Source organism: Streptomyces sp. NBC_00442, from assembly GCF_036014195.1.
Lineage (GTDB): Bacteria > Actinomycetota > Actinomycetes > Streptomycetales > Streptomycetaceae > Streptomyces.
On the sequence record NZ_CP107918.1, the window covers coordinates 3621808 to 3644774 of the forward strand.

Here is a 22967-nt window from a genome sequence, read left to right on the forward strand (position 1 = left end):
GCGACGGCGCCACCCGTGCCAAAGACGACCTTTTGGACCTGACGTATGGGGCGGGTAAGGCCAGTGCGATGATGGCCCCGCCATGTCTTCCCTCCACGCCCCGGCAGGCGCCGGCCTCCGGCTGCTCAGGGCCGCGGTGTTCGCCGCGGTCTGCGTCGTGCTGTCCGCGATGGGACACGTCATGGCGGCCTGTGCGAGCGTCCCGTGGTGGACGCTGCTCGCCGGTTTCCTCGGGGTGCTCGCGGTCGTGGCGCCGCTCGCCGGACGGGAGCGCTCGCTGCCCTCCATCGCGGGGGCCCTCGCCGTCGGACAGCTCGGTCTCCACGCCCTGTTCGGCATCGGCCAGCACACGGCGGCCGCCTCCGGCGACGGATCCACCGGGGACCTCCCGCTGATCCGGTTCGCCGGCAACCTGCTGTGCGGCGACGGCGCGACCCGGCTCAGCGCGGCGGACGCCCGGCGCATCGTGAGCGACGCGGGCATCGACCCGGCCAGGATCGGCGGAGGCTCTCACGCCACCCTGCCCGGCATGGCGCCGATGAGCGACATGATGCCGGGCATGACGGGCGCGGGTCCGGCTTCGGCGCACTCGGCCTCGCTCGCCGCCTCGCTGCTGCCCTCGCTCCCCATGCTGCTCTGTCATCTGCTGGCGGCGCTCGCCACGGGATGGCTGCTGCGGCGCGGCGAGGCCGCCCTGTTCGGCGCGGTGCGCCTGGCGGCCGAGTCCGTCACGGCCGTCGCCGAAGACGCCTCCGTACGGTCCCTGCGCCGCGCCCTGTCCTTCGTGCGGGCCCTGTGCGCCGGGCTCCTCGCGGCCGCGGGGCAGGGGCCGCGCGTGCCGGCCGCCGGCCCCCACCCGACGCCGCCCCCGTCCGGGGCGGTACTCCAGCACTCGGTGATCAGGCGCGGTCCGCCCGCGGCACACGCCCTCGCAGCCTGAACGCGGCCCACTCCCCACACGTACCGCAGGAGTGGTGTCGCGGGCCCCGCGCACCCGTGCGCGGTGGCCGTCCCCACCCTTCCTGCTCACTGGAGTGTCTCTGCCATGAACGCTGCCCGTTCGCGCACCCGTATCGCCCTCGTCGGCTCCGTCGCCGCCGGCTCCGTCCTGCTGCTCTCGGGAACGGCCTTCGCCCACGTCACCGTGCAGCCCGAGGGGGCGGCCGCCAAGGGCGGTTACGCCGTCGTCGACTTCAAGGTCCCCAACGAGCGCGACGACGCCAAGACGGTCAAGGTCGAGGTCAACTTCCCGACCGACCACCCGCTGGCGTCCGTCATGCCCGAGCCGGTGCCGGGCTGGAACGTCGAGGTCACCAAGTCCAAGCTGGACAAGCCGCTGACCGTGCACGGCAAGCAGATCAACGAAGCCGTCACCAAGGTGACGTGGAGCGGCGGGGCGATCGAGACCGGCCAGTTCCAGAAGTTCCCGCTGTCCATCGGCTCGCTGCCCACCGACACCGACCAGCTCGTCTTCAAGGCGCTCCAGACGTACTCCAACAACGAGGTGGTGCGCTGGATCGAGGAGGCGAAGCCGGGCCAGGCCGAGCCCGCGAACCCGGCGCCGGCCCTCAAGCTGACGGCCGCCGCGACCGGCGAGGGCGGCGCCACGTCCGCCGCGGACAAGAGCACGGCCGGTCGGAAGACCGCTGCCGCGTCCACCTCGGACACCGACACCACCGCGCGCGTGCTGGCCGTCGTGGGCATCGTCGTCGGCGTCGCGGGCGTGGCCTTCGGAGTGTTCGCCGGACGGCGACGCTCCGCGTAACCCGCCCCCTGCACCCCTTCCACCGGAAAAGACCGGAACATCACCTCATGCGCACCAAGACCGCGCTGACTGCCGCCGCCCTCGCGGTGGCAGCGGCGCTCACCCTGACCGCGTGCGGCAGCAGCGGCGACGACGGCTCGCACAGCCCCGTCGCCGATGTCTCCGCCTCCGCGAAGACCCAGGCCGCGACGTTGCTCGACCGGCCGTTCACCAAGCCCGACTTCGTCCTCACGGACACCAACGGCAAGAAGTTCGACTTCCGTGCCGAGACCAAGGGCAAGCCGACGCTCATCTACTTCGGCTACACCAACTGCCCGGACGTCTGCCCGCTCACCATGGGCAACATCGCCGTCGCCAAGAAGTCGCTGCCCAAGGCCGACCAGGACAAGCTCCAGGTCGTCTTCGTGACGACCGACCCCGAGCGCGACACCCCCGCTTCGCTCGGCAAGTGGCTCAAGGGCCAGGACCCGTCCTTCATCGGCCTGACCGGCGACTTCGCCACCATCCAGAAGGGCGCCCGCTCGATCGGCATCGGCATCGACCCGGCCACCAAGGACAAGGACGGCAAGGTCGTCTCGATGCACGGCGCCCAGGTCATCGCCTTCTCCCCCAAGACCGACCAGGGCTATGTGCTGTACGGCGAGGACGCCACCGTCGCCGACTACACCAAGGACCTGCCGAAGATCATCAAGGGGGAGAACCCGTGAACCGCCGCACCACCCACGCCGCCCGCACGTCCGTCGCCGCCGTCATAGCCCTGTCCGCGGGCCTGGCCCTCGCGGGCTGCTCCGACAGCGCGGAGGCCAAGCCGAAGCTCCAGGTCAGCGACGCGTTCATGCCGCTGCCGACCAGCGACATGGCCGGCGGCTTCCTCGTCGTCAAGAACGACAGCAAGACCGCGGACAAGCTCACCAAGGTCACCAGCGACCTGTCGGACGACGTCACGATCCATGAGACGAAGGACCAGAAGATGGTCGAGGTGAAGTCCTTCGACGTCCCGGCCAACGGCGAACTGGACCTCGAACGCGGCGGCAGCCACATCATGTTCATGGGCCTGAAGAAGAAGCCGAAGCAGGGTGACAAGGTCGCCGTCGAGCTGCACTTCGAGAAGGCCGGCACGGTCAAGGTCGACCTTCCGGTGAAGGAAGCGATCTACAACTCGAAGCACCACTGAGGCGTCCAGAGGGACTTGAGGGACTGACATGACGGCCACCGCCCCACCCCTTCGCACCACCGCGCGCCGCAGCCTGACCCGGCTGCTGCTCGTCACGGTGGCGCTGCTCGGCGCGCTGTTCGCGGGCGCCGCGGACGCGTCCGCGCACGCCGCACTGACCGGCAGCGACCCGAAGGACGGGGCGGTGGTCGCCACCGCCCCCGCCCAGGTCGCCCTCACCTTCTCCGAGGGCGTCGCCCTGGACGCCAACTCCATCCGGGTCCTCGACCCCACGGGTAAGCGCTCCGACACCGCAGAACTGATCAACCTGTGCAGCGGGAACATCGTCAAGTACGGCGTCCGGCTGCGCACCGGCATCCCCAACGGCACCTACACCGTGGCCTGGCAGGCCATCTCCGCCGACAGCCACCCGGTGTCCGGCGCCTTCACCTTCTCCATCGGCGCCCCCTCCGCGACCGCCGCGGTCGTCCCCAGCCAGGAAGTGGGCGGCGGCCTCGTCGGCACCCTCTACGGCATCGCCCGGTACGCGGCGTACGCCGGCTTCGTGCTGCTCACCGGCGGCGCCGCCTTCGTGCTCGCCTGCTGGCGGCGGGGCGCGGCCGTGGGCGCGGTGCAGCGGGTCGTCGTCGGCGGCTGGCTCGCCATGACCGCGGCCACCCTCGCGATGCTGCTGCTCCGCACCCCCTACACCGGTTCCGGGAAGCTCTCGGACGCGTTCGACCTCAACGGGCTGCGGGCCGTCCTGGAGACGAAGCCGGGCGCGGCGCTCATCTCCCGGCTGCTGCTGCTCGGCGCCGCCGCGCTGTTCGTGTCGGTGCTGTTCGGCGCGTACACCAAGCGCGAGGGCGAGCACGAGAAGGCCGAGAAGCAGGACCTCACCTTCGGCCTGGCCGTCGGCGGGACCGTGGTCGCCGCCGGACTCGCCGCGACCTGGGCGCTGGCCGAACACGCCTCGACGGGGCTGCAGCCCGGCATCGCCATGCCCGTCGACGTACTGCACCTGCTGGCCGTCGCGGCCTGGCTCGGCGGGCTCACCACGCTGCTCGTCGTCCTGTACCGCGCCCCGGACATCGAGCGCGCGGCCGTCCTGCGCTTCTCCCGCATCGCGTTCTGGAGCGTGGCCGTCCTCGCGGCGACCGGCGTCTACCAGTCGTGGCGTCAGGTCGGCACCTGGTCGGCGCTGACCGGCACGGCCTATGGGCAGCTGCTGCTCGTCAAGGTCGGCCTGGTGGCCGTGCTGGTCGTGACCGCCTCCTTCTCGCGGCGCTGGACCGCCCGCCTCTCGGAGCGCACCGCGACCGCCGAGGACGGGGCCGCCGCGATCGTGGAGCAGCGCACGAACGAGCCGGAGCCCGTCACCGTCCCCGACGACGGCAAGGACACCAAGCGGGCCGCTCAACTCGCGCGCCAGCAGGCCGCGATGAGCTCCGCACGCGACAAGCGCGTACGCGACGCCGATCCCGGGCGGAGCGGGCTGCGCCGCACGGTCCTCGCCGAGGCAGGCGTGGCCGTGGTGCTGCTGGCCGTCACGACGGTGCTGACGCAGACCGAGCCCGGCCGCACCCAGGAGGCGGTGGACCGGGCGAAGGCCGGATCCCAGGTCGCCGTGGCGGACCGGCCCGTCGACATCCGGCTGCCCTTCGACACCGGCGGTCGCAGCGGCAAGGGGACCGTGGAGCTCACCCTCGACCCGGGCCGCACCGGCGCCAACGACCTGCACGTCTATCTGACGGATCCGGCGGGCAAGCCGATGGACGCCCCCGAGGTGAAGGTCGCCTTCACACTCGCCGCGAAGGCGGTCGGGCCGCTGCCCGTCGTGCCCGACCACGTCACCGTCGGACACTGGAGCGCGAGCGGCGTACAGATCCCGATGGCCGGCGACTGGCAGGTCTCGGTGACGGTACGCACCTCCGAGATCGACGAGACCACCGTGGACAAGAACGTCAAGATCGGCTGAGTTGACCTGACATGACCGAGAGCAAGAACGCCAAGAAGGCCGCGCCGACCGGGAACGCCGAGCAGGCGCCGGCCGCTTCCGCCGAGCCCGGCCCGGAGATCTCCCGGCGCAAACTGCTCGGCACCGTGGGCGGTGTGGGTGTGGCCGGCCTGGCGCTGGGGGCAGCGGGCGGAGCCGGGGCGTACGCGGCGGTCGCATCGCCGGATGCCACGAGCCCGCTGACGTCGGTCGGTTCCACAGAGGTGATGTTTCACGGGAAACATCAAGCGGGGATCAGCACTCCGCTTCAGTCCACGGGCCACCTGATCGCCTTCGATCTGGCCCCCGGCGCCGGGCGCAAGGAGGCGGCCGCGCTGATGCGCCGCTGGTCGGCGACGGCCGGGGCACTGATGGCGGGCAAGCCCGCGGGCAGCGGCGACACGGGCGTCGCCCTGGACGCCGGCCCGTCCTCGCTGACCGTCACCTTCGGCTTCGGCCACAGCTTCTTCGACCGTACGCGGTTGACCGACCGGCGCCCCGGACAGCTCGACCCGCTGCCCGACTTCTCCTCCGACCAGCTCGACCCGAAGCGGTCGAACGGCGACCTGTGGGTGCAGATCGGCGCGGACGACGCGCTGGTCGCCTTCCACGCCCTGCGCGCGATCCAGCAGGACGCGGGCGCCGCGGCGAAGGTGCGCTGGCAGATGAGCGGCTTCAACCGCACGCCGGGCGCTACCAAGAAGCCGATGACCGCCCGCAACCTGATGGGCCAGATCGACGGCACCGGCAACCCCAAGGTCTCGGACGCCGACTTCGAGCAGCGCGTCTTCGTGCCGGACACCGGGCAGCCGGCGTGGATGGCGGGCGGCTCGTACGCGGTCGTGCGCCGGATCCGGATGCTCCTCGACACCTGGGAGAAGCTGCCGCTCACCGACCAGGAGAAGGTGATAGGGCGCAAGAAGGCGGACGGCGCCCCTCTTTCGGGGGGTACCGAGACCACCGAGATGCGGCTCGACGCGTTCGGGGCCGACGGCAAGCCGGTCATCCCGGGGAACGCCCACGCACGCATCGCCGCCCCGGAACAGAACGGCGGCGCGGCCATGCTGCGGCGCGCGTTCTCCTATCACGACGGCATCGCGGCGGACGGTACGCCGGACGCGGGTCTGCTCTTCGTCTGCTGGCAGGCAGACCCGGTCAGGGGCTTCGTGCCGGTGCAGCGCAAGCTCGACCGGGGGGACGCGCTGTCCGCGTTCGTGCGGCACGAGGCGAGCGGTCTGTTCGCGGTGCCGGGCGGGCCGCGGGCGGGCGAGTACGTGGGGCAGCGGCTTCTGGAGTCATGAGCCGGGAAGCCGTCGAACAGGCGCGCCCGCCTGGTGGGACGGCCGGTCGGAGCGGTGCGTGCCCGGGAGTTCGGGCCATTAGTGTGAACCGCATGTCCGCCACGCGATACACCTATCTGGGGCCCGAGGGCACGTTCACCGAGGCCGCCCTGCGCACCCTGCCCGAGGCAGCCACCCGCGAACTGGTCCCGATGGTCTCCGTGCCGGCCGCCCTGGACGCGGTGCGCTCCGGGGAGGCGGCCGCGGCGCTCGTCCCCATCGAGAACTCGGTGGAGGGCGGGATCACCACCACGCTCGACCAGCTGGTCTCGGGCGAGCCCTTGATGATCTACCGCGAGGTGCTGCTCTCCATCAAGTTCGCGCTGCTCGTACGCCCGGGGACCGCGCTCGCGGACATCAAGTCGGTCACCGCACACCCGGCCGCCCAGCCGCAGGTGCGCAAGTGGCTGCAGGCCAACCTGCCCGAGGCGCTCTGGGAGTCCTCCGCCTCCAACGCCGACGGCGCCCGCCTCGTCCAGGAAGGGCGCTACGACGCGGCGTTCGCGGGCGAGTTCGCGGCCGCGACGTACGGCCTCGAACCGCTGATCACCGACATCCATGACGCGGTCAACGCGCAGACCCGGTTCGTGCTCGTCGGCCGTCCGGCCCGCCCGGCGGCCCCGACCGGCGCGGACAAGACCTCGGTGGTCGTGTGGCAGCGCGAGGACCACCCCGGTGCCCTCCTGGAGCTGCTCCAGGAGTTCTCGGTGCGCGGGGTCAACCTGATGCTGCTCCAGTCCCGCCCGACGGGTCAGGGCATCGGCAACTACTGCTTCGCCATCGACGCCGAGGGCCACATCTCGGAACGGCGGGTGGGGGAGGCGCTGATGGGGCTGCGGCGCATCTGTCCGGAGATCCGCTTCCTCGGCTCGTACCCGAGGGCGGAGGTCACGCTCGACGACGTACGGCCGCCTCGGCAGGGGACCTCGGACGCGGAGTTCGACCGGGCGGCCGACTGGCTGGCCCGCTGCCAGGACGGGCGCGCGTAGGACCGGTCGGCATCGCCCCCAGGTGGTGTCCCGAGGCGGTTGTCCCCAGTCGCCGGGGCGCCTCGGCAGCCGGTCCTACCTGCTGATTTTCGTTGTCCACAAAGTTATCCACAGGCTCGGTTCTCGACCTGTGGGTAAGTCGACAACACAACCGGACACAGTCGACAAATCCCTCTAGTGACGACACATCGGTCCACAGGCCGCCAGGACATCCTCTGTCACCCCAATTCCGTTGATCAACTCTTTAGAGCGAGCAATTCCCACCCGAATGAGTGTGTGAAACGGGTTTGAGAGGGGAATCCTCGGCCCCGCACGCGGCTTTCGGAATGATCTCCTCCGCAGTCCACAGATCTCCCACACAGCCTGTGGATAAGTTTCCGTACGCGTCCACCTCTGTGGACAAGTCCCGCGCAAGTGCGGTGCGCGGCAAGGGAGTCGGTCAACGGCCGTCCCGGAAACGCCTCTTTTCAGGGAATAGCGTCGCTTTCCTTGACAGTCGCTCAGGAAATGCAAGGGTCAGCCTTCCCAATTCGGTCAATCTGGACAAAGCGCCACGCTGTCGGGGCGCGCGGGGGATATACCGGTGGGGTGGCAGGAGTCTGCACCGGTAGCCTGGAGGGGTGATTGACCTTCGCCTGCTCCGTGAGGACCCCGACCGTGTTCGCGCCTCCCAGCGCGCCCGTGGAGAGGACGTCGCCCTCGTCGACGCCCTGCTCTCCGCCGACGAGCTGCGCAGGTCCTCGGGCCTCCGCTTCGACGAGCTGCGCTCCGAGCAGAAGTCGCTCGGCAAGCTCATCCCCAAGGCCACGCCGGACGAGCGCGCCGAGCTCCTGAAGAAGGCCGAGCAGCTCAAGACCGACGTGAAGGCCGCGGAGGCCGCGCAGAACGACGCCGACGAGCAGGCCAAGCAGCTGCTCCTTCGGCTCGGCAACATCGTCCACGCGGACGTTCCGGTCGGCGGCGAGGAGGACTTCGTCGTTCTGGAGACGCACGGCACCATCCGCGACTTCGGCGCCGAGGGCTTCACCCCCAAGGACCACCTGGAGCTCGGCGAGGCGCTCGGCGCCATCGACGTCGAGCGCGGCGCCAAGGTGTCGGGCTCGCGCTTCTACTACCTGACCGGTGTCGGCGCGCTCCTGGAGCTCGCCCTGGTCAACGCGGCGATCGCCCAGGCCACCGAGGCCGGCTTCATCCCGATGCTGACGCCGGCGCTGGTCCGCCCGCGCGCCATGGAGGGCACCGGCTTCCTCGGTCAGGCCGCCGAGAACGTGTACCACCTGGAGAAGGACGACTACTACCTGGTCGGCACCTCCGAGGTCCCGCTCGCGGCGTACCACATGGACGAGATCCTCGACGCGGACAAGCTGCCGATGCGCTACGCCGGCTTCTCGCCGTGCTTCCGCCGCGAGGCCGGTACGTACGGCAAGGACACCCGGGGCATCTTCCGGGTCCACCAGTTCGACAAGGTCGAGATGTTCTCCTACGTCCACCCGGACGACGCGGAGAACGAGCACAAGCGGCTCCTGGACTGGGAGAAGCAGTGGCTGACCGCCCTCGAACTGCCCTTCCAGGTCATCGACGTCGCCACCGGCGACCTCGGCTCCTCGGCGTCGCGCAAGTTCGACTGCGAGGCGTGGATCCCCACCCAGGGCAAGTACCGCGAGCTGACCTCGGCCTCCAACTGCGACGGCTTCCAGGCGCGGCGCCTGTCGGTCCGCATGCGCGACACCAGCGACGGCAAGAGCAAGGTCACCCCGCTCTCCACCCTGAACGGCACGCTCTGCGCGGTCCCGCGCACCATCGTGGCGATCCTGGAGAACCACCAGCAGGCCGACGGTTCGGTGCGCGTACCGGCCGTCCTCCGTCCGTACCTGGGCGGTCGCGAGGTCTTGGAGCCGATCGCCAAGTGAGTACCGCCCCGGGCCGCCCGTTCCCGTACAGGCTGGTCGCCACCGATCTCGACGGGACGCTGCTGCGTTCCGACGGCTCGGTCTCGCAGCGCACCCGTGACGCGCTGGCCGCCGCCACCGCGGCGGGCGCCGCGCACATCGTGGTGACCGGCCGCGCGGTGAACTGGACCCGGCACATACTGGACGACCTGGGGTACGACGGGCTCGCGGTGTGCGGACAGGGCGCGCAGGTCTACCACGCCGGTGAGCACCGGCTCCTGACCTCGGTGACGCTGGACCGTCAGCTCGCCGGGCTCGCCCTGTCCAAGATCGAGGCGGAGATCGGCCCGCTCGCCCTCGCCGCGAGCCGCGACGGGCTCGACGGCGACGTGCTGGTCGGACCCGGCTACCAGGTCCAGGAGGGCCCGCTCCCGGTCAACCGCTTCGAGGACCTCGCCGAGCTGTGGTCGGCCCCGCTGAACAAGGTCTACATCCAGCATCCCGACTACGACGACGACGCGCTCGCGGCGATCACGCGGCAGGTCGTCGGCAGCCTGGTCGGCGTCGTCATGGCGGGCGCCGGCGTCGTGGAGCTGCTGCCGCTGGGCCTCAGCAAGGCGACCGGGCTCTCGCTCGCGGCACGCCGGCTCGGCTGCAGGGCGGCGGACACGATCGCGTTCGGCGACATGCCCAACGACATCCCGATGTTCGGCTGGGCCGAGCACGGCGTGGCGATGGCCAACGCCCACGACGAGCTGAAGGCCGTGGCCCACGAGATCACGGCCTCCAACGACGACGACGGCATCGCCGTGGTTCTGGAGCAGTTGCTCGGTCGGTGAGGGGCGCCGTGGTGACTGTGGCTCTCACGCGCTGCGTGATCGGCGATGGCGTCACGGCCCCTGGGCAGTCGCCCGGTCGGTGACGGCCGGGCCCCGGCGGGCAGCCCCGCGGGAAGTGGGAGGGGCGGCCTCGCGCGGATGCGCGCTCGAAGCGGCCGCCCCTGTGCAGCCGTGCACGGGCGGCGAACCGGAGTCGTCGGTGCTGCTCCGGTGCCTGCCGCGCGCCGCCCCGGCCAGGAGCCCGACAACCCGTGCAGGCGGTCGTCGTCGTGCCCCTCCCCCGTGCCGCGGGCCGCGCGTCTCGTGTGCGGCTGCGTCAACCACTGTGCCCGGCACGGTCGTTGGCCGCCACTGCTTTTCGCTCCGGCAGGTCCCTGGTCAGCGGCCAGCAGGCGAAGCCGATGAACAGCGCCGTCACATGGCCGAGGTCGGTGAACGTACCGCCGGTGGCGAGCGGAATGCCGAAGAAGCCGAGCAGCCCCGCCAGATAGAACCAGCGCCACGGCCGGGCCAGCCGGTAGACGAGGATGCCCGCGGACGCGGCGAGCCCGTAACTGACGCCGATGTCGACGACATGGGACATGGCGTGCGCCAGGCGCCGGGGCAGATGCTGGTTCTGGATCGACCACAGGACGTACTCCTGGCTGATCAGGGTCGCCACCACATGCCCGACGACGACCGTGCACAGCCAGCGCAAGGTGCCGAGCCAGCGCTCCACCGTGCCGTGGACCACCTCGAACATCACCAGGTAGAGCAGCAGCGAGGACGGGTTCTCGATCCAGAACGCGCTGGTGAAGAGGGACTGCACCGGGTGTCGGGTCAGCTCGTGGATGTTGCTGCTGTTGCGGTGCAGCAGGAAGCGCTCGAACTCCCGGGTGGACAGCTGGATGACGAGGCTGGTGACCGCGATGGACAGCAGCCAGATGTGCGTGCCGGGCGTGGAACGCACCCAGGCCCGGATCGGCCGCGAGGGCTCGGCGCCGCGGTGGAGCAGGGTCGTCATCCCTAGATGATGGCTCCTGACGCTGAGGAAGGGATGAGACGCCATGCCGGACAGTTGTAGGATGACCAGTTGTAGGATGACTGGGCAACCGGGTGAATGGAGTACGGCGTGACCCTTCGGACGGCGGGGCGGCAGTCCCTGGTGGACACCGTGGTCGATCAACTGCGGGCCCAGCTGACCAACGGCGACTGGGCGGTCGGCGACCGCATCCCGACCGAGCACGAGCTGGCCGAGCAACTGGGCGTGGGCCGCAACACGGTCCGCGAGGCGGTACGGGTCCTGGTCCATGCCGGGCTGCTCGAATCCCGCCAGGGCAACGGCACGTTCGTACGCTCCACGGCCGACCCTTCCGCGGTTCTCCGGGAAATTCGCGCCGCCGGCACCCTTGACGTGCTCGAACTCCGCGTCGCATTGGAGGCCGAAGCCGCCCGGCTCGCCGCGGAACGCCGGGACACCGCCGACATGGTGGCCCTGCGCGCCGTGCTGCGGACCCTGCGCGAACACGGCGACCGGGCCGCCGACGCCGACATGGCGTTCCACATGGGCGTCGTCCAGGCCACCCACAACCCGGCGTTCATCGAGGTCTACCGGTTCTTCTCGGTCCAGGTGCACGAGAGCCTGGTCACGTCGCTGCGCGACGAGGAGATGCCCCCGATCGACCTCGACACGCACGAGGCCCTGGTCGACGCCATCGAGAGCGGCGACCCGGCGGCCGCGGAACGCACGGTCCGCGAACTGCTGCGCACGCCGCTGGAGGCGGTACGAGCGGTTGCGGCCCGACGCGACGCGCCGCGTGGATGACGCGCCGCGTGCATGACGCGCCGGGCGACTGAGCTTCGGGCGGCGCGTCGGGCGACTGAGCGTCGGGCGACGTGTTCGGCGGCGCGCCGGGCGACGTCCGCCCGTTCCTGGTCGGCGGTTGACGTTCGACTGTGAGAAATCTGAGAAAGGTGCTTGTTTTGTCACGCCCGGATACTGATCATCTGCTGTTGCCCGATGCCGAGGCCGATGTACGGCCCTCGCCCCAGGGCCTCGCCGCACGGCGGGCGCTGCTCGCGCATCCGGTGGTGCTGCTGGTCGGGATCGTGCTGGCGTCGGTGAACATGCGCGCCGCGCTGGCCAGCGTGTCGCCGCTGGTGGGCGAGATCAGCGATTCGTTCGGCCTCTCGTCGACCGCGAGCAGCCTGGTGACCTCCGTACCCGTGCTCTTCCTGGGCCTCGGCGCGCTGGTGGCCCCATGGCTGGCCCGGCGCTTCGGAAGCGAGCCGGTGCTGCTGTTCGCCCTGCTGCTCCTGGCGGTCGGCATCGTGGTGCGGGTGGCGCCTTCGGCGGTGGCGCTGTACGGCGGAGGCGTGCTCGTCGGCACGGCGATAGCCCTGCTCAACGTGCTGATGCCCGGTCTGATCAAGCGCGACTTCCCCGACAAGGCCGCGTCGATGACGTCCGTCTACACCGGCGCGATGATCGCGGGTGCGACGCTCGTGGCCGCCTCGTCCGTGCCGCTGGAGAAGGCGTTCGGCGGCAGCTGGGAGGCCTCCCTCGCGGTCTGGTCGCTCCTCGCGGTGCTCGCGGCGGTGGCGTGGCTGCCGCAGGTGCTGATCGCGCGGGGCCGTACGGGCCACGAGGTACGGACCGGTGCCTCCGCAGGTGCCTCCCCTTCCGGAGCCGCACAGGACACGACGTCCGGCGCCGCGGGCAGGAGCGTGTGGCGCTCGGCCCTCGCCTGGCAGGTCACCCTCTTCATGGGACTCCAGTCGCTCTGGTCGTACGTCCTGATCGCATGGATGCCGACGATCTTCACGGACCACGGCATGAGCCGCTCCACGGCCGGGGTGATCTTCGCGTTCAACAACCTGATCCAGGTGGCGGGCGCCTTCGCCGTGCCGCTCCTGGCGGGCCGGATGCGCAGCCAGCGCCCGCTGATCGTGCTGGTCACCTCGTTGGTCGCCGCCGGGTACGCGGGCCTGATGATCGCCCCGGTGAGCGGCGCCTGGCTGTGGTCGGGCGTTCTCGGCATCGGGCAGGGCGGCGCGGTGGGGCTGGCCCTCACCCTGATCGTGCTGCGCTCGGGCGATGCCCGTACCGCGGCCCGGCTGTCCGGCATGGCCCAGACCGTCGGCTACTTGCTGGCCGCCGCCGGCCCCCTCGCCGCGGGCGCCGTCCACCAGGCGACAGGGGGCTGGACCGTACCGATCGCCCTCGTGCTCGGCGTCTGCGCGGCGGCCCTGACGGTGGGACTCTTCGCGGCCCGTGACCGGACGGTGTGACACCGGGCGGGCCCAGCGCGGGGCGAGCCTGGCACGGGTCGGGGCGGGCCCGGCACGGGGGCGGGCCCGGCACTGGACGACCCGGCGAAACGTTTGTTCCCAACTGGTGTTCCCCGGACGCGTGACTTGTACGAAAGTCCGCTCGTTGTCCCATGTGCGTGGAGGCAACTGGGGTTAGTGGCGTCGTACCTTTCGTGAATTCGGGGATTGCCGGTCGCGGTACAGACCGGTCATTGAGTCAGTGGCGTAGATGAGCGGACCTCCACCCCTGCGGCCCGGGGTCAGGGCGTCCCTGTCATGCACCGACGACCACGAACGGAAGGCCGACCATGCCATCCGAAGTCGCTCTACTCGAATCGCGCACGCTGCGCGCCGACCATCTGGGGCGCGTCGACGTCCTGGAGAAAGTCAGGGCGTTGCAGGTGCTACCCGATGGAATCCATTTGTCCACAGAGGCCGTCGCCAGGTACTTCGATGTACCCACAGAGGCCCTCAACAGCGTCGTCAAGCGCCACCGCGACGAACTGCACACCAACGGGATGCGCACCCTTAAGGGTTCTGAGCTGCAAGTCTTTGAAATGGCCAACTTGGCCATTTCAAACGACGGCCGCCCTTCGAGTTATCCACAGGGCCGGGCGCACCTCCGGCTCTTCACCCGCCGCGCCGTCCTCAACGTAGCCATGCTCCTTCGCGACAGCGAAGTAGCCCGCTGTGTGCGCACCTACCTCCTCGACACCGAGGAGGCCCCCCGCACCGTCATCGCGAGCGATCCTCGCTACGACGGCCTGGACCTGCGGGTCAGCAACCTGGAGACCTCCATGGCCCAGATCGGGCCCGCGCTCCAGGAGCTCGGTCCGGTGCTCAACCGGATGTCGGTGCGGCTGGAGTCGCTGGATCACCGGATGACTGTGATGGACCACCGCATGGAGGCGATGGACCGTCGCCTGGAAGCGGTGGATCGCCGCGTCGCATCCCTGGACCGGCGCCTGGATGCCACGAACCACGTCGTCGGGGCCATGAGCGTCCGGCTCACGGATCTCACCGAGGACGTCGCCGACATCCAGCGGCGCCTCCCCCACCCCCCGCACCCGCGCCGCAAGCGCCGGAAGTAACCGCGGACGGCGGGGGACAACCGCCCCGGGCGCCCCACAGGTAGTCCGGCCCGGTGCACAACAGACGTGCACAACAGACGGTGCCCGGCGACGCGTTGACGTCGCCGGGCACCGCCCTGTCAGGAAAAGCCTGGCCGCTCCCCCCATCGAGGAAACCCCCCGTCACTCCTCCCCGGCCAGCTTCAGCGTGCGCAGCTTCTGGCCCGCGTACCAGGTGGCCAGGGCGGTCACGCCCACCAGCAGGGTCACCGCGAGCGGCAGCCCCACGTCGGAGGAGATCACGCCGTTCTCGCCGATGCGCTGGGCGAGGGCGAGCGACCACTGCTGCACGCTCAACGTGCGGGCACCCGGCACCAGGTTGCCGAACAGCGCCTCCCAGACCAGCGCGTACACCAGGCCGAAGACCACGGCGTGCCGCGTGATGGTGCCGAGCAGCAGGAACACCGCGGCATACGCGATGGACGCGACCAGGGCCGCCACGGTGTAGGCGATCGCGATCTGCTGGCCGTTGCCGTTGAGGATGAACCCGGCGATCAGCGTCGGGATCGCGGAGAACGCCATCGTCACGGCGATCGCGACGATCAGCTTGGTGACGATGATCGTCGACCGCTTCACCGGCTTGGCGAGCAGATAGACGATCGAGCCGTCGTCGATCTCCGGGCCGATCGCGCCCGTGCCGGCGATGACACCGATCAGCGGCACCATCGTGGCCAGCGCGAAGCTGCCGAGGAGGTCGGCCGCGACCTGGTCGTCGGCTCCGCTGCTGAAGGACCGTACGGCGACGGAGATCACGATGAGCAGAGCCGGCAGGACGAAGAGAATGGCGGCCCGGCGGCGGCCGAGCAGAGCCCGGTAGGTGAGCCGGGCGACGGTCGGGTTGTACATGGGAACGTCCGCTCCTTTCTGGAGGCGCTCAGGCCGCTACGAGGTAGGAGAAGACGGATTCGAGGGACTCGTCGGACGGCGAGACCGTCAGCAGACGGATGCCGTTCGCCTGGGCCACTCGCGGGAGCAGCGTGGTGAACCGGCCGAAGTCGACGGCCTGGATGCGCAGGGCGCCCTCCTTGAGGTCCACCTCGATCCCGGCGGTCGAGGGGTCGGCGATCAGCGCCGCGGCCAGCGCGCGGTCGTCGCTCGAACGGATCAGATAGCGGTGCGGGCGGTCCGTCATGAGACGGCGGATCTTGCGGAAGTCGCCACTGGCGGCGTGCCGCCCGGCCACGATGACCTCGATGTGCGAGGCGAGCTGCTCGACCTCTTCGAGGATGTGCGAGGAGAACAGGACCGTGCGGCCCTCCGCCCCCATCCGCCGCAGCAGCTCCATCAGTTGCATGCGCTGGCGCGGGTCCATGCCGTTGAACGGCTCGTCGAGCAGCAGCACCGACGGGTTGTGGACGAGGGCGGAGGCCATCTTGACGCGCTGGCGCATGCCCTTGCTGTAGGTCTGGATCTTGCGGTCCTGCGCGTACTCCATCTCGACCGTGGCCAGGGCCTGACCGGCCTCGCGAGCACCGAGGCCGTGCAACTCGGCGTTGGCGACGACGAATTCGCGTCCCGTGAGGAAGTCGTACATGGCTTCCCGCTCGGGGACGATGCCGACCTTCTTGTAGACGGACTCGTTGCGCCAGATCTGTTCGCCGTCGAGCGTGACCGTGCCCGTGGAGGGGGCGAGGAAACCGCCCATCATGTTGATGAGGGTGGACTTTCCCGCCCCGTTGGGACCGAGCAGGCCGGTGACACCGGGGCCGATCGTCATGGTGACGTCGTTGACCGCCACCACGTTGCCGAACCAGCGTGAGGTGTGGTCGATCTCGATGGTGGTCACAGCCCCACCTTCCGGTAGCGGCGCGTCAGCACGGCGAACGAGCCGTAGATCAGCGCGAGGACGACGAGCAGGTAGAGCACTCCGGCACCGGACCCCGGGCCGCTCCCGCCGGGGAAGCTGGAGCTCGCTCCGAGGAACGCGGTCTGTACGCCGTCGATGAGCGTGATGGGGGAGAACAGGCCGATCCACTGGACCGCGCCGGGTGAGCCCTGGTTGAAGGCGATGGCCTGGACCGCGGAGACCGCTCCGAAGGAGACCGTCAGTACGGCGATGACGGCGGCGACGCCGAATCCGCGGCGCGGCGTCAGCGCGGCGATGACCAGGCCGAGGCCGGCGAAGAGGAGGGAGAGCAGTGCCACCGAGACCAGCCCCTCGGCGAACCCCTTGGTCTGGTCCGCGAAGTCGAGTTTGGCGAGTAGAGCACCGATATACAGGATCACCAGCGGCACGCCCGTAATGACGAACAAGGCCGACGCCATGGCGGCGAACTTGGCCAGGACGTAGTCGACGTGCTCGATCGGCCGCGAGAAGTACAGCGGCACCGTCTTGAAGCGCAGGTCGCGTGAGACCGACTGGGGCGCCTGGGCCGCGACGAACAGACCGATGACGGCCTGCAACAGGATCGCGTACCGCGTGTACTGCACCGGCAGGTCGTTGGCCTTCGTGGCGACGGCGACCGCGACCATGATGGCCGCCGGCACGCACATCACCGCGAAGAGCAGCATGGGCAGGACCTTGGACTTGGCGCTGCGGCCGAGGCCGTACGCACCGCGCAGCGACTGCGAGAAGAGGGACCTGCGGGCGTAGGCCCGGCCGAGGCGCGGCCCGTCGTAGTTGCGGTAGCCGATGTTGTGGATCTGGGTCTGGGCGCTGTCACTTGCCATCGCGGCCGCCTCCCTTCTGCTCGGCGCCGGACGCGGTGGCTGCCCACGCGGCGGCGCGTTCGGAGACCGGCTCCGTCGCCGGGGTCTGGAACACCTCGGCGATGTGGTGACGGCGTTGTTCCATCCGTACGAGACCGAGACCGAGGTCGGCCACGGTGTCGCGGACCGTGTCGTGGACATCCTCGCCGGTGGCCTCGACCAGCAGGATGTGACCGGCGCCGGGCAGTCCGTCCTCGACACCGGCGTGCAGCGTGAGGCCGGCCGCGGTCAGCGCCGCGCGGACCGCTTCCGTTCCGTCGCGGTGGGTGTCGGAGTCGGTGACCTCGACGGCCAGGGTGGTGGTGGTCTGGGTGAAGTCGCTGGTGGAACTGGAGCGCAGCAGCTTGCCGCCGTCGATGACCACGACGTGGTCGCAGGTGCGCTCCAGCTCGCCCAGGAGGTGCGAGGTGACCAGGACCGAGATGCCGAAGTCGCTGTGGATGCGGCGGATCAGGCCGAGCATCTCGTCGCGGCCGACCGGGTCGAGGCCGTTGGTCGGCTCGTCCAGGAGAACCAACTGGGGGTCGTGGACGAGGGCTTGAGCGAGCTTGACCCGCTGCTTCATGCCGGTGGAATAGCCGCCGATGGGGCGGTAGCGCTCCTCGTAGAGGCCGACGTGGCGCAAGGTGTCCGCGGTGCGTTCGCGGGCCGCGGTGGCCGGCAGGCCCGACATGCGTGCCATGTGGACGACGAACTCGGTGGCCGAGACGTCGGGCGGCAGGCAGTCGTGCTCCGGCATGTAGCCCACCCGCTCACGGATGGCGCCGCCACTGGTGGCGACGTCCAGACCGAGCACGGCGGCGGTGCCCTCCGTGGCGGGCGAGAGACCAAGAAGAATCTTGATCAACGTGGACTTGCCGGCTCCGTTGGCGCCCACCAGCCCGGTCACTCCGGGGCCGATGTCCAACGAGAGCCGGTCAAGCGCGGTCACCCTGGGGAACCGCTTGCTCAGGCTTTCGGTCGCGATCACAGTCACGTCATCGACGGTAGTGGCGTGGGCCACAGGAATCGTCAGCCCAGACGGCTGGATCGATCTCCGACTCCAGAGGTACGGCCCCGTAGGGGACCCCGTACGTGAGGCTGATGGGTTCCCCGGCCCGAGTGACGCGGTTGTCCACCGTCGCGCCGTTGTCCACAGGCTGGTGCAGGGCCCTTGACGCAGCCGCCGGTCATTGTCACATTCATCAGTGTCAAGTTACGCACGCGTAGGGCGACAGGGGTGGACGGATGCCATCGGCAGTGAAGGCTCAACCCGACACGCGGCTGAGCGGGTTCAGGGAAGTGCAGAGCCTCGCGTACGCGTGCGCGGAGGCGGTCGCCGCCCAGCTCAAGCCGGGGGTGACCGAGCGGGAGGCGGCCCGCATGCAGCGCGAGTGGCTGCGTGAGCGGGGCGTGCGCGACTGGTTCCACCTGCCGTTCGCCTGGTTCGGTGACCGCACGGCGTTCGTGAACTTCCGCGTGCCGCTGCAGTTCTTCCCCACCAACCGGCGCCTGGAGGCGGGGATGCCCTTCATCCTCGACATGGCCCCCGTCTACAAGGGCTTCACCGCCGACATCGGCTACTCGGGCTGCCTCGGTCTCAACCCGGTGCACGACCGGCTGCTCGCCGACCTGGAGGCGCACCGGGCGCTGATCCTGCGCGAGGTGCGCGAGAAGCGGCCGCTGCGCGAGATCTACGAGAGCGTCGACCGGCTCATGGTCCGCCAGGGCTACGCCAACCGGCACCGCGCCTACCCGTTCGGCGTGATCGCCCACAAGATCGACCGGGTGAAGGAGCGCCGCTGGTCGCCGAAGGTCTTCGGGTTCGGCACCCAGGCGCTCAAGGGCCTGGCGAGCGATGCGGTCCACGGCCACCGGGACGGCTGGTCGCCCCTGTGGTCCCCCTACAAGTTCTCCGACCACCCGCCCCACCCGGGGCTGTGGGCGGTCGAGCCGCACCTCGGCTTCCGGGGTACGGGCGCGAAGTTCGAGGAGATCCTGGTCGTCACCGACTCCAGGGACCCGGAGCAGAGCGCGTTCTGGCTGGACGACGACCTGCCGCATGTGCGGCGCTGGGCCGAGGAGAAGGCGGCGTGAGCGTGACGAACGGGCACATCGAGGGAGCGCGCGAGCGCTGGGTGCGGACCGGCGGCATAGAGCTGTGCGTGGCGGAGCTGGGCGACGACACCCAGCCGACCGTGCTGCTCGTGCACGGCTACCCGGACAGCAAGGAGGTGTGGTCGGAGGTGGCCGGGCGGCTCGCCGAGCACTTCCACGTGGTGCTGTACGACGTCCGGGGCCACGGCCGTTCCACGGCGCCCGCGCCGTTGCGCGGCGGGTTCACGCTGGAGAAGCTGACCGACGACTTCCTGGCGGTCGCGGACGCGGTCAGCCCCGGCCGGCCGGTCCACCTGGTGGGGCACGACTGGGGGTCGGTCCAGGGCTGGGAGTTCGCGACCGTCGAGCGCACCGAGGGCCGCATCGCCTCCTTCACCTCCATGTCGGGCCCCTCGCTCGACCACTTCGGCCACTGGATCAAGAAGCGCATGAGCCGCCCGAGCCCGCGCGCGGCGGCCCAGCTCCTCGGCCAGGGCGCCAAGTCCTGGTACGTGTACATGCTGCACACGCCGGTCCTTCCCGAGCTCGCCTGGCGTGGTCCGCTGGGCAAGCAGTGGCCCAAGATCCTTCAGCGGGTGGAGAAGGTGCCCGCCGACGGCTATCCCACGTCCTCACTGCCGCAGGACGCGGCACACGGCGCGTGGCTCTACCGCGACAACGTCCGCGCCCGGCTGCGCCGCCCGCGCACCGACGCCTACGCCCATGTGCCCGTCCAGTTGATCACTCCGCTCGACGACGCGTTCCTCTCGCCGAAGCTCTCCGCCGATCTTGAGCATTGGGCGCCCCGTCTGGTGCGGCGCACCCTCCCCGCCAAACACTGGGTGCCGCGCACCCGGCCCGACCAACTGGCCTCCTGGATCACCGAGTTCGTCCGGGCCAACGAGGACGGCATACCGGCGCAGGACACCGTCGCGACCGGGCCGCACGCCGACCGGTTCGCCGGGCAGCTCGTCCTGGTGACGGGGGCCGCGAGCGGCATCGGCCGCGCCACGGCCTTCGCGTTCGCCGAGGCGGGGGCTCGTATCGTCGCCGTGGACCGGGACGCCGAGGGAGCCGGCCGGACGGCCGAGATGTCCCGGCTGATCGGCGCACCCGAGGCCTGGGGCGAGGCCGTCGACGTCAGTGACGAGCAGGCGATGGAGAAACTCGCCGAAAAGGTCGCCTCCGAATACGGCATCGTCGACGTCCTGGTCAACAACGCGGGTATCGGGCTCTCCGGCTCGTTCTTCGACACCACCGCCGAGGACTGGAGGAAGGTCCTCGACGTCAATCTGTGGGGCGTCATCCATGGCTGCCGGATCTTCGGCAAGCAGATGGCCGACCGCGGACAGGGCGGCCACATCGTCAACACCGCTTCGGCGGCCGCCTACCAGCCGTCCCGGGCGCTGCCCGCCTACAGCACGTCGAAGGCGGCGGTCCTGATGCTCAGCGAGTGTCTGCGCGCCGAACTGGCCGGCCAGGGCATCGGCGTCTCGGCGATCTGCCCCGGCCTGGTCAACACCAACATCACCTCGACCACGCATTTCGCCGGGGCGGACACCACCGAGGAGAAGCGTCTCCAGAAGAAGACCTCGCGCCTGTACGGGCTGCGCAACTTCCCGCCGGAGAAGGTCGCTTCGGCGATCCTGCGCGCCGTGGTGAAGAACCAGGCCGTGGTGCCGGTGACACCCGAGGCGCGCGGTGCCCATCTCATGTCCCGGTTCATGCCGAGGACGCTCCGCGCGATCGCCCGATTGGAGCCGCCGCTGTGAGTACCGAGCGCCGGGACGGATCGACGGGCGACGAGCACTACCGGATATCCCCGCGGCGGGTCTCGTTCGACTGGGACGAGACGCCGCTGCACTGGATACCGGACGAGCCCACCGCCACCCATGTCATCAATGTGCTGCACCTGCTGCTGCCGGCGGGCGAGCGCTGGTTCGTGAAGGTGTTCAAGGAAGCCCTGCCGCTGGTCACCGACCCCCTGCTGCTCAAGGACGTCAAGGGGTTCATGGGCCAGGAGGCCACCCACAGCGTCCAACACGCCTTTGTACTGGACCACTTGGCACGCCAACGGCTCGACACCGGGCCCTACACCCGGCACGTCGACTTCCTCTTCGAGAAACTCCTCGGCGAGACGCCGCCGTTCGGTGCGCCGGTCCCGACGCAGGAGTGGTTGCGCTTCCGGCTCTCGCTGATCGCCGCCATCGAGCAGTTCACGGCCGTCCTCGGCACCTGGGTACTGGCCGCCGAGGGCCTGGACCGGGCCGGATGCGACGCGGTAATGCTCGATCTGCTGCGCTGGCACGGCGCGGAGGAGGTAGAGCACCGGGCGGTCGCCTTCGACATGTACCAGCACTGCGGCGGCTCCGGCCTGCCTCGCTACGCCCGCCGCGTCGAGGGGATGGCCGTCGTCGCTCCGGTGCTGCTGTGGCTCTGGGCGTGGGGCGCCTCCTATCTGATCCGGCACGACCCCCAACTCGCGGGCCGGGCACGCTATTCGCTGCGTGAGCACAACCGGGCGGTACGCCGTGGCCTGCTGCCCACCTGGAAGGAGCTGGGCTCGGCCGTACCCCGCTATCTGCGCCGGTCGTACCATCCCTCGCAGGAGGGTTCCTTGCGCAAGGCCGTCGACTACCTCGCGACCTCGCCGGCGGCCCGAGCGGCGGCGGGTGCCGTGGGCCGCGCCGCCCTGGGTTAGAGGGAGTGGGTCGGAGGAGTGGGTTTGTCCGGGCAGTCAGCACGTCAGCATGGGGCATCGCAGCCGCCGGCTCCGGCCGAGTACCGGATCGAGGACCTGGCGCACGCCAGTGGCGCCACGGTCCGCACGATCCGCGCCTACCAGGACCGCGGGCTGCTGCCCCGGCCCGAGCGACGCGGTCGCTCCAATGTGTACGGCGACACCCATCTGGCCCGGCTGCACCAGATCGCCGATCTGCTCGACCGCGGCTACACCCTGGCCTCCATCAAGGAACTCCTGGAGGCCTGGGACTCCGGCCGCGGGCTCGGCGGTGTGCTCGGCCTGGTCGTCGAGGTCGACGGCCCCTGGACCGACGAGGAGGCCGCTCGGATCTCCCGAGCCGATCTCGACGCGACGTTCGGCGGCGATCCCGACGACAACGCCGTGGCCGAGGCGGTCGAGCTCGGCATCCTGGAACGCATTCCGGACAACGCCACCGAGTTCCTCGTCCCCAGCCCCCAAGAACTGGCCGTGGCGGCCGAATTGCACGCGGCCGGTGTGCCGCTCGACGCCATCTCCGGCCATCTGCGCGAACTGCGCGGCCAGGTCGAACACATCGCGGCCCGCTTCCTCGACTTCACCACGGAACACGTCTTCGCCCGCTACCTCGGCCCACGGCCACCGACCGACACGGAGGCCACCGAGGCGGCCGATCTGGTACGCCGCCTGCGCCCCCTGGCCCAGCAGACCGTGGACGCCGAACTTGCCCGCGCCATGCGCTTGTTCGCCACCCGCCATCTTCAGCAGCACCTGGGCGCCCCGGCCACCACCCCGCCCGGCCCGGACCCCGCCCCCGTGACGCTCCCCGCCCCCACCATCCGAGCCGTCCAGGCCCTGGTCGGCCCGGACAACGTCGCCGCGTTCATCACCGCGGCCGCCGAACGGGAGGTCCAGGCACGTACGTTGGACGCGCTGACCGGCCAACCCGGAACAGACAAGAGGGACTAAGAGGTCAATTCACCTCCCTCTCTGTCGATTTGAGCAAATCGCCTAAATGGAAAGTCAGTTGTCCACAGTGAGGTCAAAATACCTGTGGATAACTTGACTTCA

The 22967-nt window shown here is 70.3% G+C and carries 21 protein-coding genes; 16 read left to right on the forward strand and 5 right to left on the reverse strand.

Annotated features, from left to right (window positions below; all coding sequences use genetic code 11):
* The first annotated feature begins 82 nt into the window (after positions 1 to 82).
* The 9 genes from OG432_RS16400 (at position 83) to OG432_RS16440 (ending at position 9971) form a co-directional block, all read left to right on the forward strand.
* A complete protein-coding gene (locus OG432_RS16400; RefSeq protein ID WP_328311672.1) occupies positions 83 to 940 on the forward strand; it encodes a hypothetical protein in 858 nt (285 codons plus the stop codon).
* Between the two features lie 105 nt (positions 941 to 1045).
* Complete coding sequence (locus OG432_RS16405) at positions 1046 to 1765, forward strand: YcnI family copper-binding membrane protein (protein WP_328311673.1); 720 nt, start codon at positions 1046 to 1048, stop codon at positions 1763 to 1765.
* Between the two features lie 47 nt (positions 1766 to 1812).
* On the forward strand, positions 1813 to 2472 hold the full coding sequence (locus OG432_RS16410) for an SCO family protein (RefSeq protein WP_328311674.1): 660 nt from the start codon (positions 1813 to 1815) through the stop codon (positions 2470 to 2472).
* Entirely contained in the window at positions 2469 to 2939 is a 471-nt protein-coding gene (locus OG432_RS16415; protein WP_328311675.1) for a copper chaperone PCu(A)C, read from the forward strand. Before OG432_RS16410 ends, OG432_RS16415 begins: the two co-directional genes overlap by 4 nt.
* 28 nt (positions 2940 to 2967) lie before the next feature.
* The gene (locus tag OG432_RS16420; RefSeq protein WP_328311676.1) at positions 2968 to 4896 is read left to right on the forward strand and encodes a copper resistance CopC/CopD family protein; all 1929 of its coding nucleotides are present in this window, start codon (positions 2968 to 2970) and stop codon (positions 4894 to 4896) included.
* Positions 4897 to 4907: 11 nt separating this feature from the next.
* Positions 4908 to 6215 (forward strand): iron uptake transporter deferrochelatase/peroxidase subunit, encoded by a 1308-nt coding sequence (efeB, locus tag OG432_RS16425; protein ID WP_328311677.1) that lies wholly within the window; start codon positions 4908 to 4910, stop codon positions 6213 to 6215.
* A gap of 92 nt (positions 6216 to 6307) precedes the next feature.
* Positions 6308 to 7243, forward strand: coding sequence for a prephenate dehydratase (gene pheA, locus OG432_RS16430; protein ID WP_328311678.1), 936 nt, complete (start codon positions 6308 to 6310; stop codon positions 7241 to 7243).
* Positions 7244 to 7863: 620 nt separating this feature from the next.
* A complete protein-coding gene (gene serS / locus OG432_RS16435; RefSeq protein WP_328311679.1) occupies positions 7864 to 9153 on the forward strand; it encodes a serine--tRNA ligase in 1290 nt (429 codons plus the stop codon).
* Entirely contained in the window at positions 9150 to 9971 is an 822-nt protein-coding gene (locus OG432_RS16440; protein ID WP_328311680.1) for an HAD family hydrolase, read from the forward strand. The genes serS and OG432_RS16440 overlap by 4 nt, the downstream gene beginning before the upstream one ends.
* A 316-nt stretch (positions 9972 to 10287) precedes the next feature.
* Here OG432_RS16440 and OG432_RS16445 read toward each other — a convergent pair whose 3' ends face one another.
* Positions 10288 to 10974, reverse strand: a complete 687-nt coding sequence (locus OG432_RS16445) for a rhomboid-like protein (RefSeq protein WP_328311681.1) — start codon at positions 10972 to 10974, stop codon at positions 10288 to 10290.
* A gap of 108 nt (positions 10975 to 11082) precedes the next feature.
* On the opposite strand from OG432_RS16445, the gene OG432_RS16450 reads away from it, so the two are divergent.
* The 3 genes from OG432_RS16450 (at position 11083) to OG432_RS16460 (ending at position 14353) form a co-directional block, all read left to right on the forward strand.
* Positions 11083 to 11775 carry a FadR/GntR family transcriptional regulator gene (locus tag OG432_RS16450; protein WP_328311682.1) on the forward strand — a complete coding sequence of 231 codons (693 nt, stop codon included), beginning with the start codon at positions 11083 to 11085 and terminating at the stop codon, positions 11773 to 11775.
* Positions 11776 to 11963: 188 nt separating this feature from the next.
* The gene (locus tag OG432_RS16455) at positions 11964 to 13241 is read left to right on the forward strand and encodes a CynX/NimT family MFS transporter (RefSeq protein ID WP_328311683.1); all 1278 of its coding nucleotides are present in this window, start codon (positions 11964 to 11966) and stop codon (positions 13239 to 13241) included.
* A 329-nt stretch (positions 13242 to 13570) separates the two neighbouring features.
* Positions 13571 to 14353: a hypothetical protein gene (locus OG432_RS16460; protein ID WP_328311684.1), complete on the forward strand. Its 783-nt coding sequence runs from the start codon at positions 13571 to 13573 to the stop codon at positions 14351 to 14353.
* 162 nt (positions 14354 to 14515) lie between these two features.
* Here OG432_RS16460 and OG432_RS16465 read toward each other — a convergent pair whose 3' ends face one another.
* The 4 genes from OG432_RS16465 to OG432_RS16480 are packed head-to-tail and all read right to left on the reverse strand — an operon-like array spanning position 14516 to position 18104.
* Positions 14516 to 15238, reverse strand: coding sequence for an ABC transporter permease (locus OG432_RS16465; RefSeq protein WP_328311685.1), 723 nt, complete (start codon positions 15236 to 15238; stop codon positions 14516 to 14518).
* A 28-nt stretch (positions 15239 to 15266) separates the two neighbouring features.
* The gene (locus OG432_RS16470) at positions 15267 to 16178 is read right to left on the reverse strand and encodes an ABC transporter ATP-binding protein (RefSeq protein ID WP_328311686.1); all 912 of its coding nucleotides are present in this window, start codon (positions 16176 to 16178) and stop codon (positions 15267 to 15269) included.
* Positions 16175 to 17062 (reverse strand): ABC transporter permease, encoded by an 888-nt coding sequence (locus OG432_RS16475; protein ID WP_328311687.1) that lies wholly within the window; start codon positions 17060 to 17062, stop codon positions 16175 to 16177. The genes OG432_RS16470 and OG432_RS16475 overlap by 4 nt, the downstream gene beginning before the upstream one ends.
* Entirely contained in the window at positions 17052 to 18104 is a 1053-nt protein-coding gene (locus OG432_RS16480; protein ID WP_443058397.1) for an ABC transporter ATP-binding protein, read from the reverse strand. Before OG432_RS16480 ends, OG432_RS16475 begins: the two co-directional genes overlap by 11 nt.
* 224 nt (positions 18105 to 18328) lie before the next feature.
* Between OG432_RS16480 and OG432_RS16485 the strand changes: the two genes are divergently transcribed.
* Genes OG432_RS16485 through OG432_RS16500 form a run of 4 tightly spaced genes read left to right on the forward strand, consistent with a single transcriptional unit; the run spans position 18329 to position 22865 of the window.
* Positions 18329 to 19177 (forward strand): M24 family metallopeptidase, encoded by an 849-nt coding sequence (locus tag OG432_RS16485; protein ID WP_328311688.1) that lies wholly within the window; start codon positions 18329 to 18331, stop codon positions 19175 to 19177.
* Positions 19174 to 20949, forward strand: a complete 1776-nt coding sequence (locus OG432_RS16490) for an SDR family oxidoreductase (protein ID WP_443058398.1) — start codon at positions 19174 to 19176, stop codon at positions 20947 to 20949. Before OG432_RS16485 ends, OG432_RS16490 begins: the two co-directional genes overlap by 4 nt.
* Positions 20946 to 21878, forward strand: coding sequence for a metal-dependent hydrolase (locus tag OG432_RS16495; RefSeq protein WP_328311689.1), 933 nt, complete (start codon positions 20946 to 20948; stop codon positions 21876 to 21878). Before OG432_RS16490 ends, OG432_RS16495 begins: the two co-directional genes overlap by 4 nt.
* Positions 21879 to 21902: 24 nt before the next feature.
* The gene (locus OG432_RS16500; RefSeq protein ID WP_328311690.1) at positions 21903 to 22865 is read left to right on the forward strand and encodes a MerR family transcriptional regulator; all 963 of its coding nucleotides are present in this window, start codon (positions 21903 to 21905) and stop codon (positions 22863 to 22865) included.
* The last annotated feature ends 102 nt before the right edge of the window (positions 22866 to 22967 follow it).

What these genes read in the sequence shown, in the direction of transcription:
- OG432_RS16400 (WP_328311672.1), top strand. Translation starts at nt 83, where the DNA reads ATGTCTTCCCTCCACGCCCCGGCAGGCGCCGGCCTCCGGCTGCTCAGG.
- OG432_RS16405 (WP_328311673.1), top strand. Translation starts at nt 1,046, where the DNA reads ATGAACGCTGCCCGTTCGCGCACCCGTATCGCCCTCGTCGGCTCCGTC.
- OG432_RS16410 (WP_328311674.1), top strand. Translation starts at nt 1,813, where the DNA reads ATGCGCACCAAGACCGCGCTGACTGCCGCCGCCCTCGCGGTGGCAGCG.
- OG432_RS16420 (WP_328311676.1), top strand. Translation starts at nt 2,968, where the DNA reads ATGACGGCCACCGCCCCACCCCTTCGCACCACCGCGCGCCGCAGCCTG.
- efeB (WP_328311677.1), top strand. Translation starts at nt 4,908, where the DNA reads ATGACCGAGAGCAAGAACGCCAAGAAGGCCGCGCCGACCGGGAACGCC.
- pheA (WP_328311678.1), top strand. Translation starts at nt 6,308, where the DNA reads ATGTCCGCCACGCGATACACCTATCTGGGGCCCGAGGGCACGTTCACC.
- OG432_RS16445 (WP_328311681.1), bottom strand. Translation starts at nt 10,974, where the DNA reads ATGACGACCCTGCTCCACCGCGGCGCCGAGCCCTCGCGGCCGATCCGG.
- OG432_RS16460 (WP_328311684.1), top strand. Translation starts at nt 13,571, where the DNA reads ATGCCATCCGAAGTCGCTCTACTCGAATCGCGCACGCTGCGCGCCGAC.
- OG432_RS16465 (WP_328311685.1), bottom strand. Translation starts at nt 15,238, where the DNA reads ATGTACAACCCGACCGTCGCCCGGCTCACCTACCGGGCTCTGCTCGGC.
- OG432_RS16475 (WP_328311687.1), bottom strand. Translation starts at nt 17,062, where the DNA reads ATGGCAAGTGACAGCGCCCAGACCCAGATCCACAACATCGGCTACCGC.
- OG432_RS16485 (WP_328311688.1), top strand. Translation starts at nt 18,329, where the DNA reads ATGCCATCGGCAGTGAAGGCTCAACCCGACACGCGGCTGAGCGGGTTC.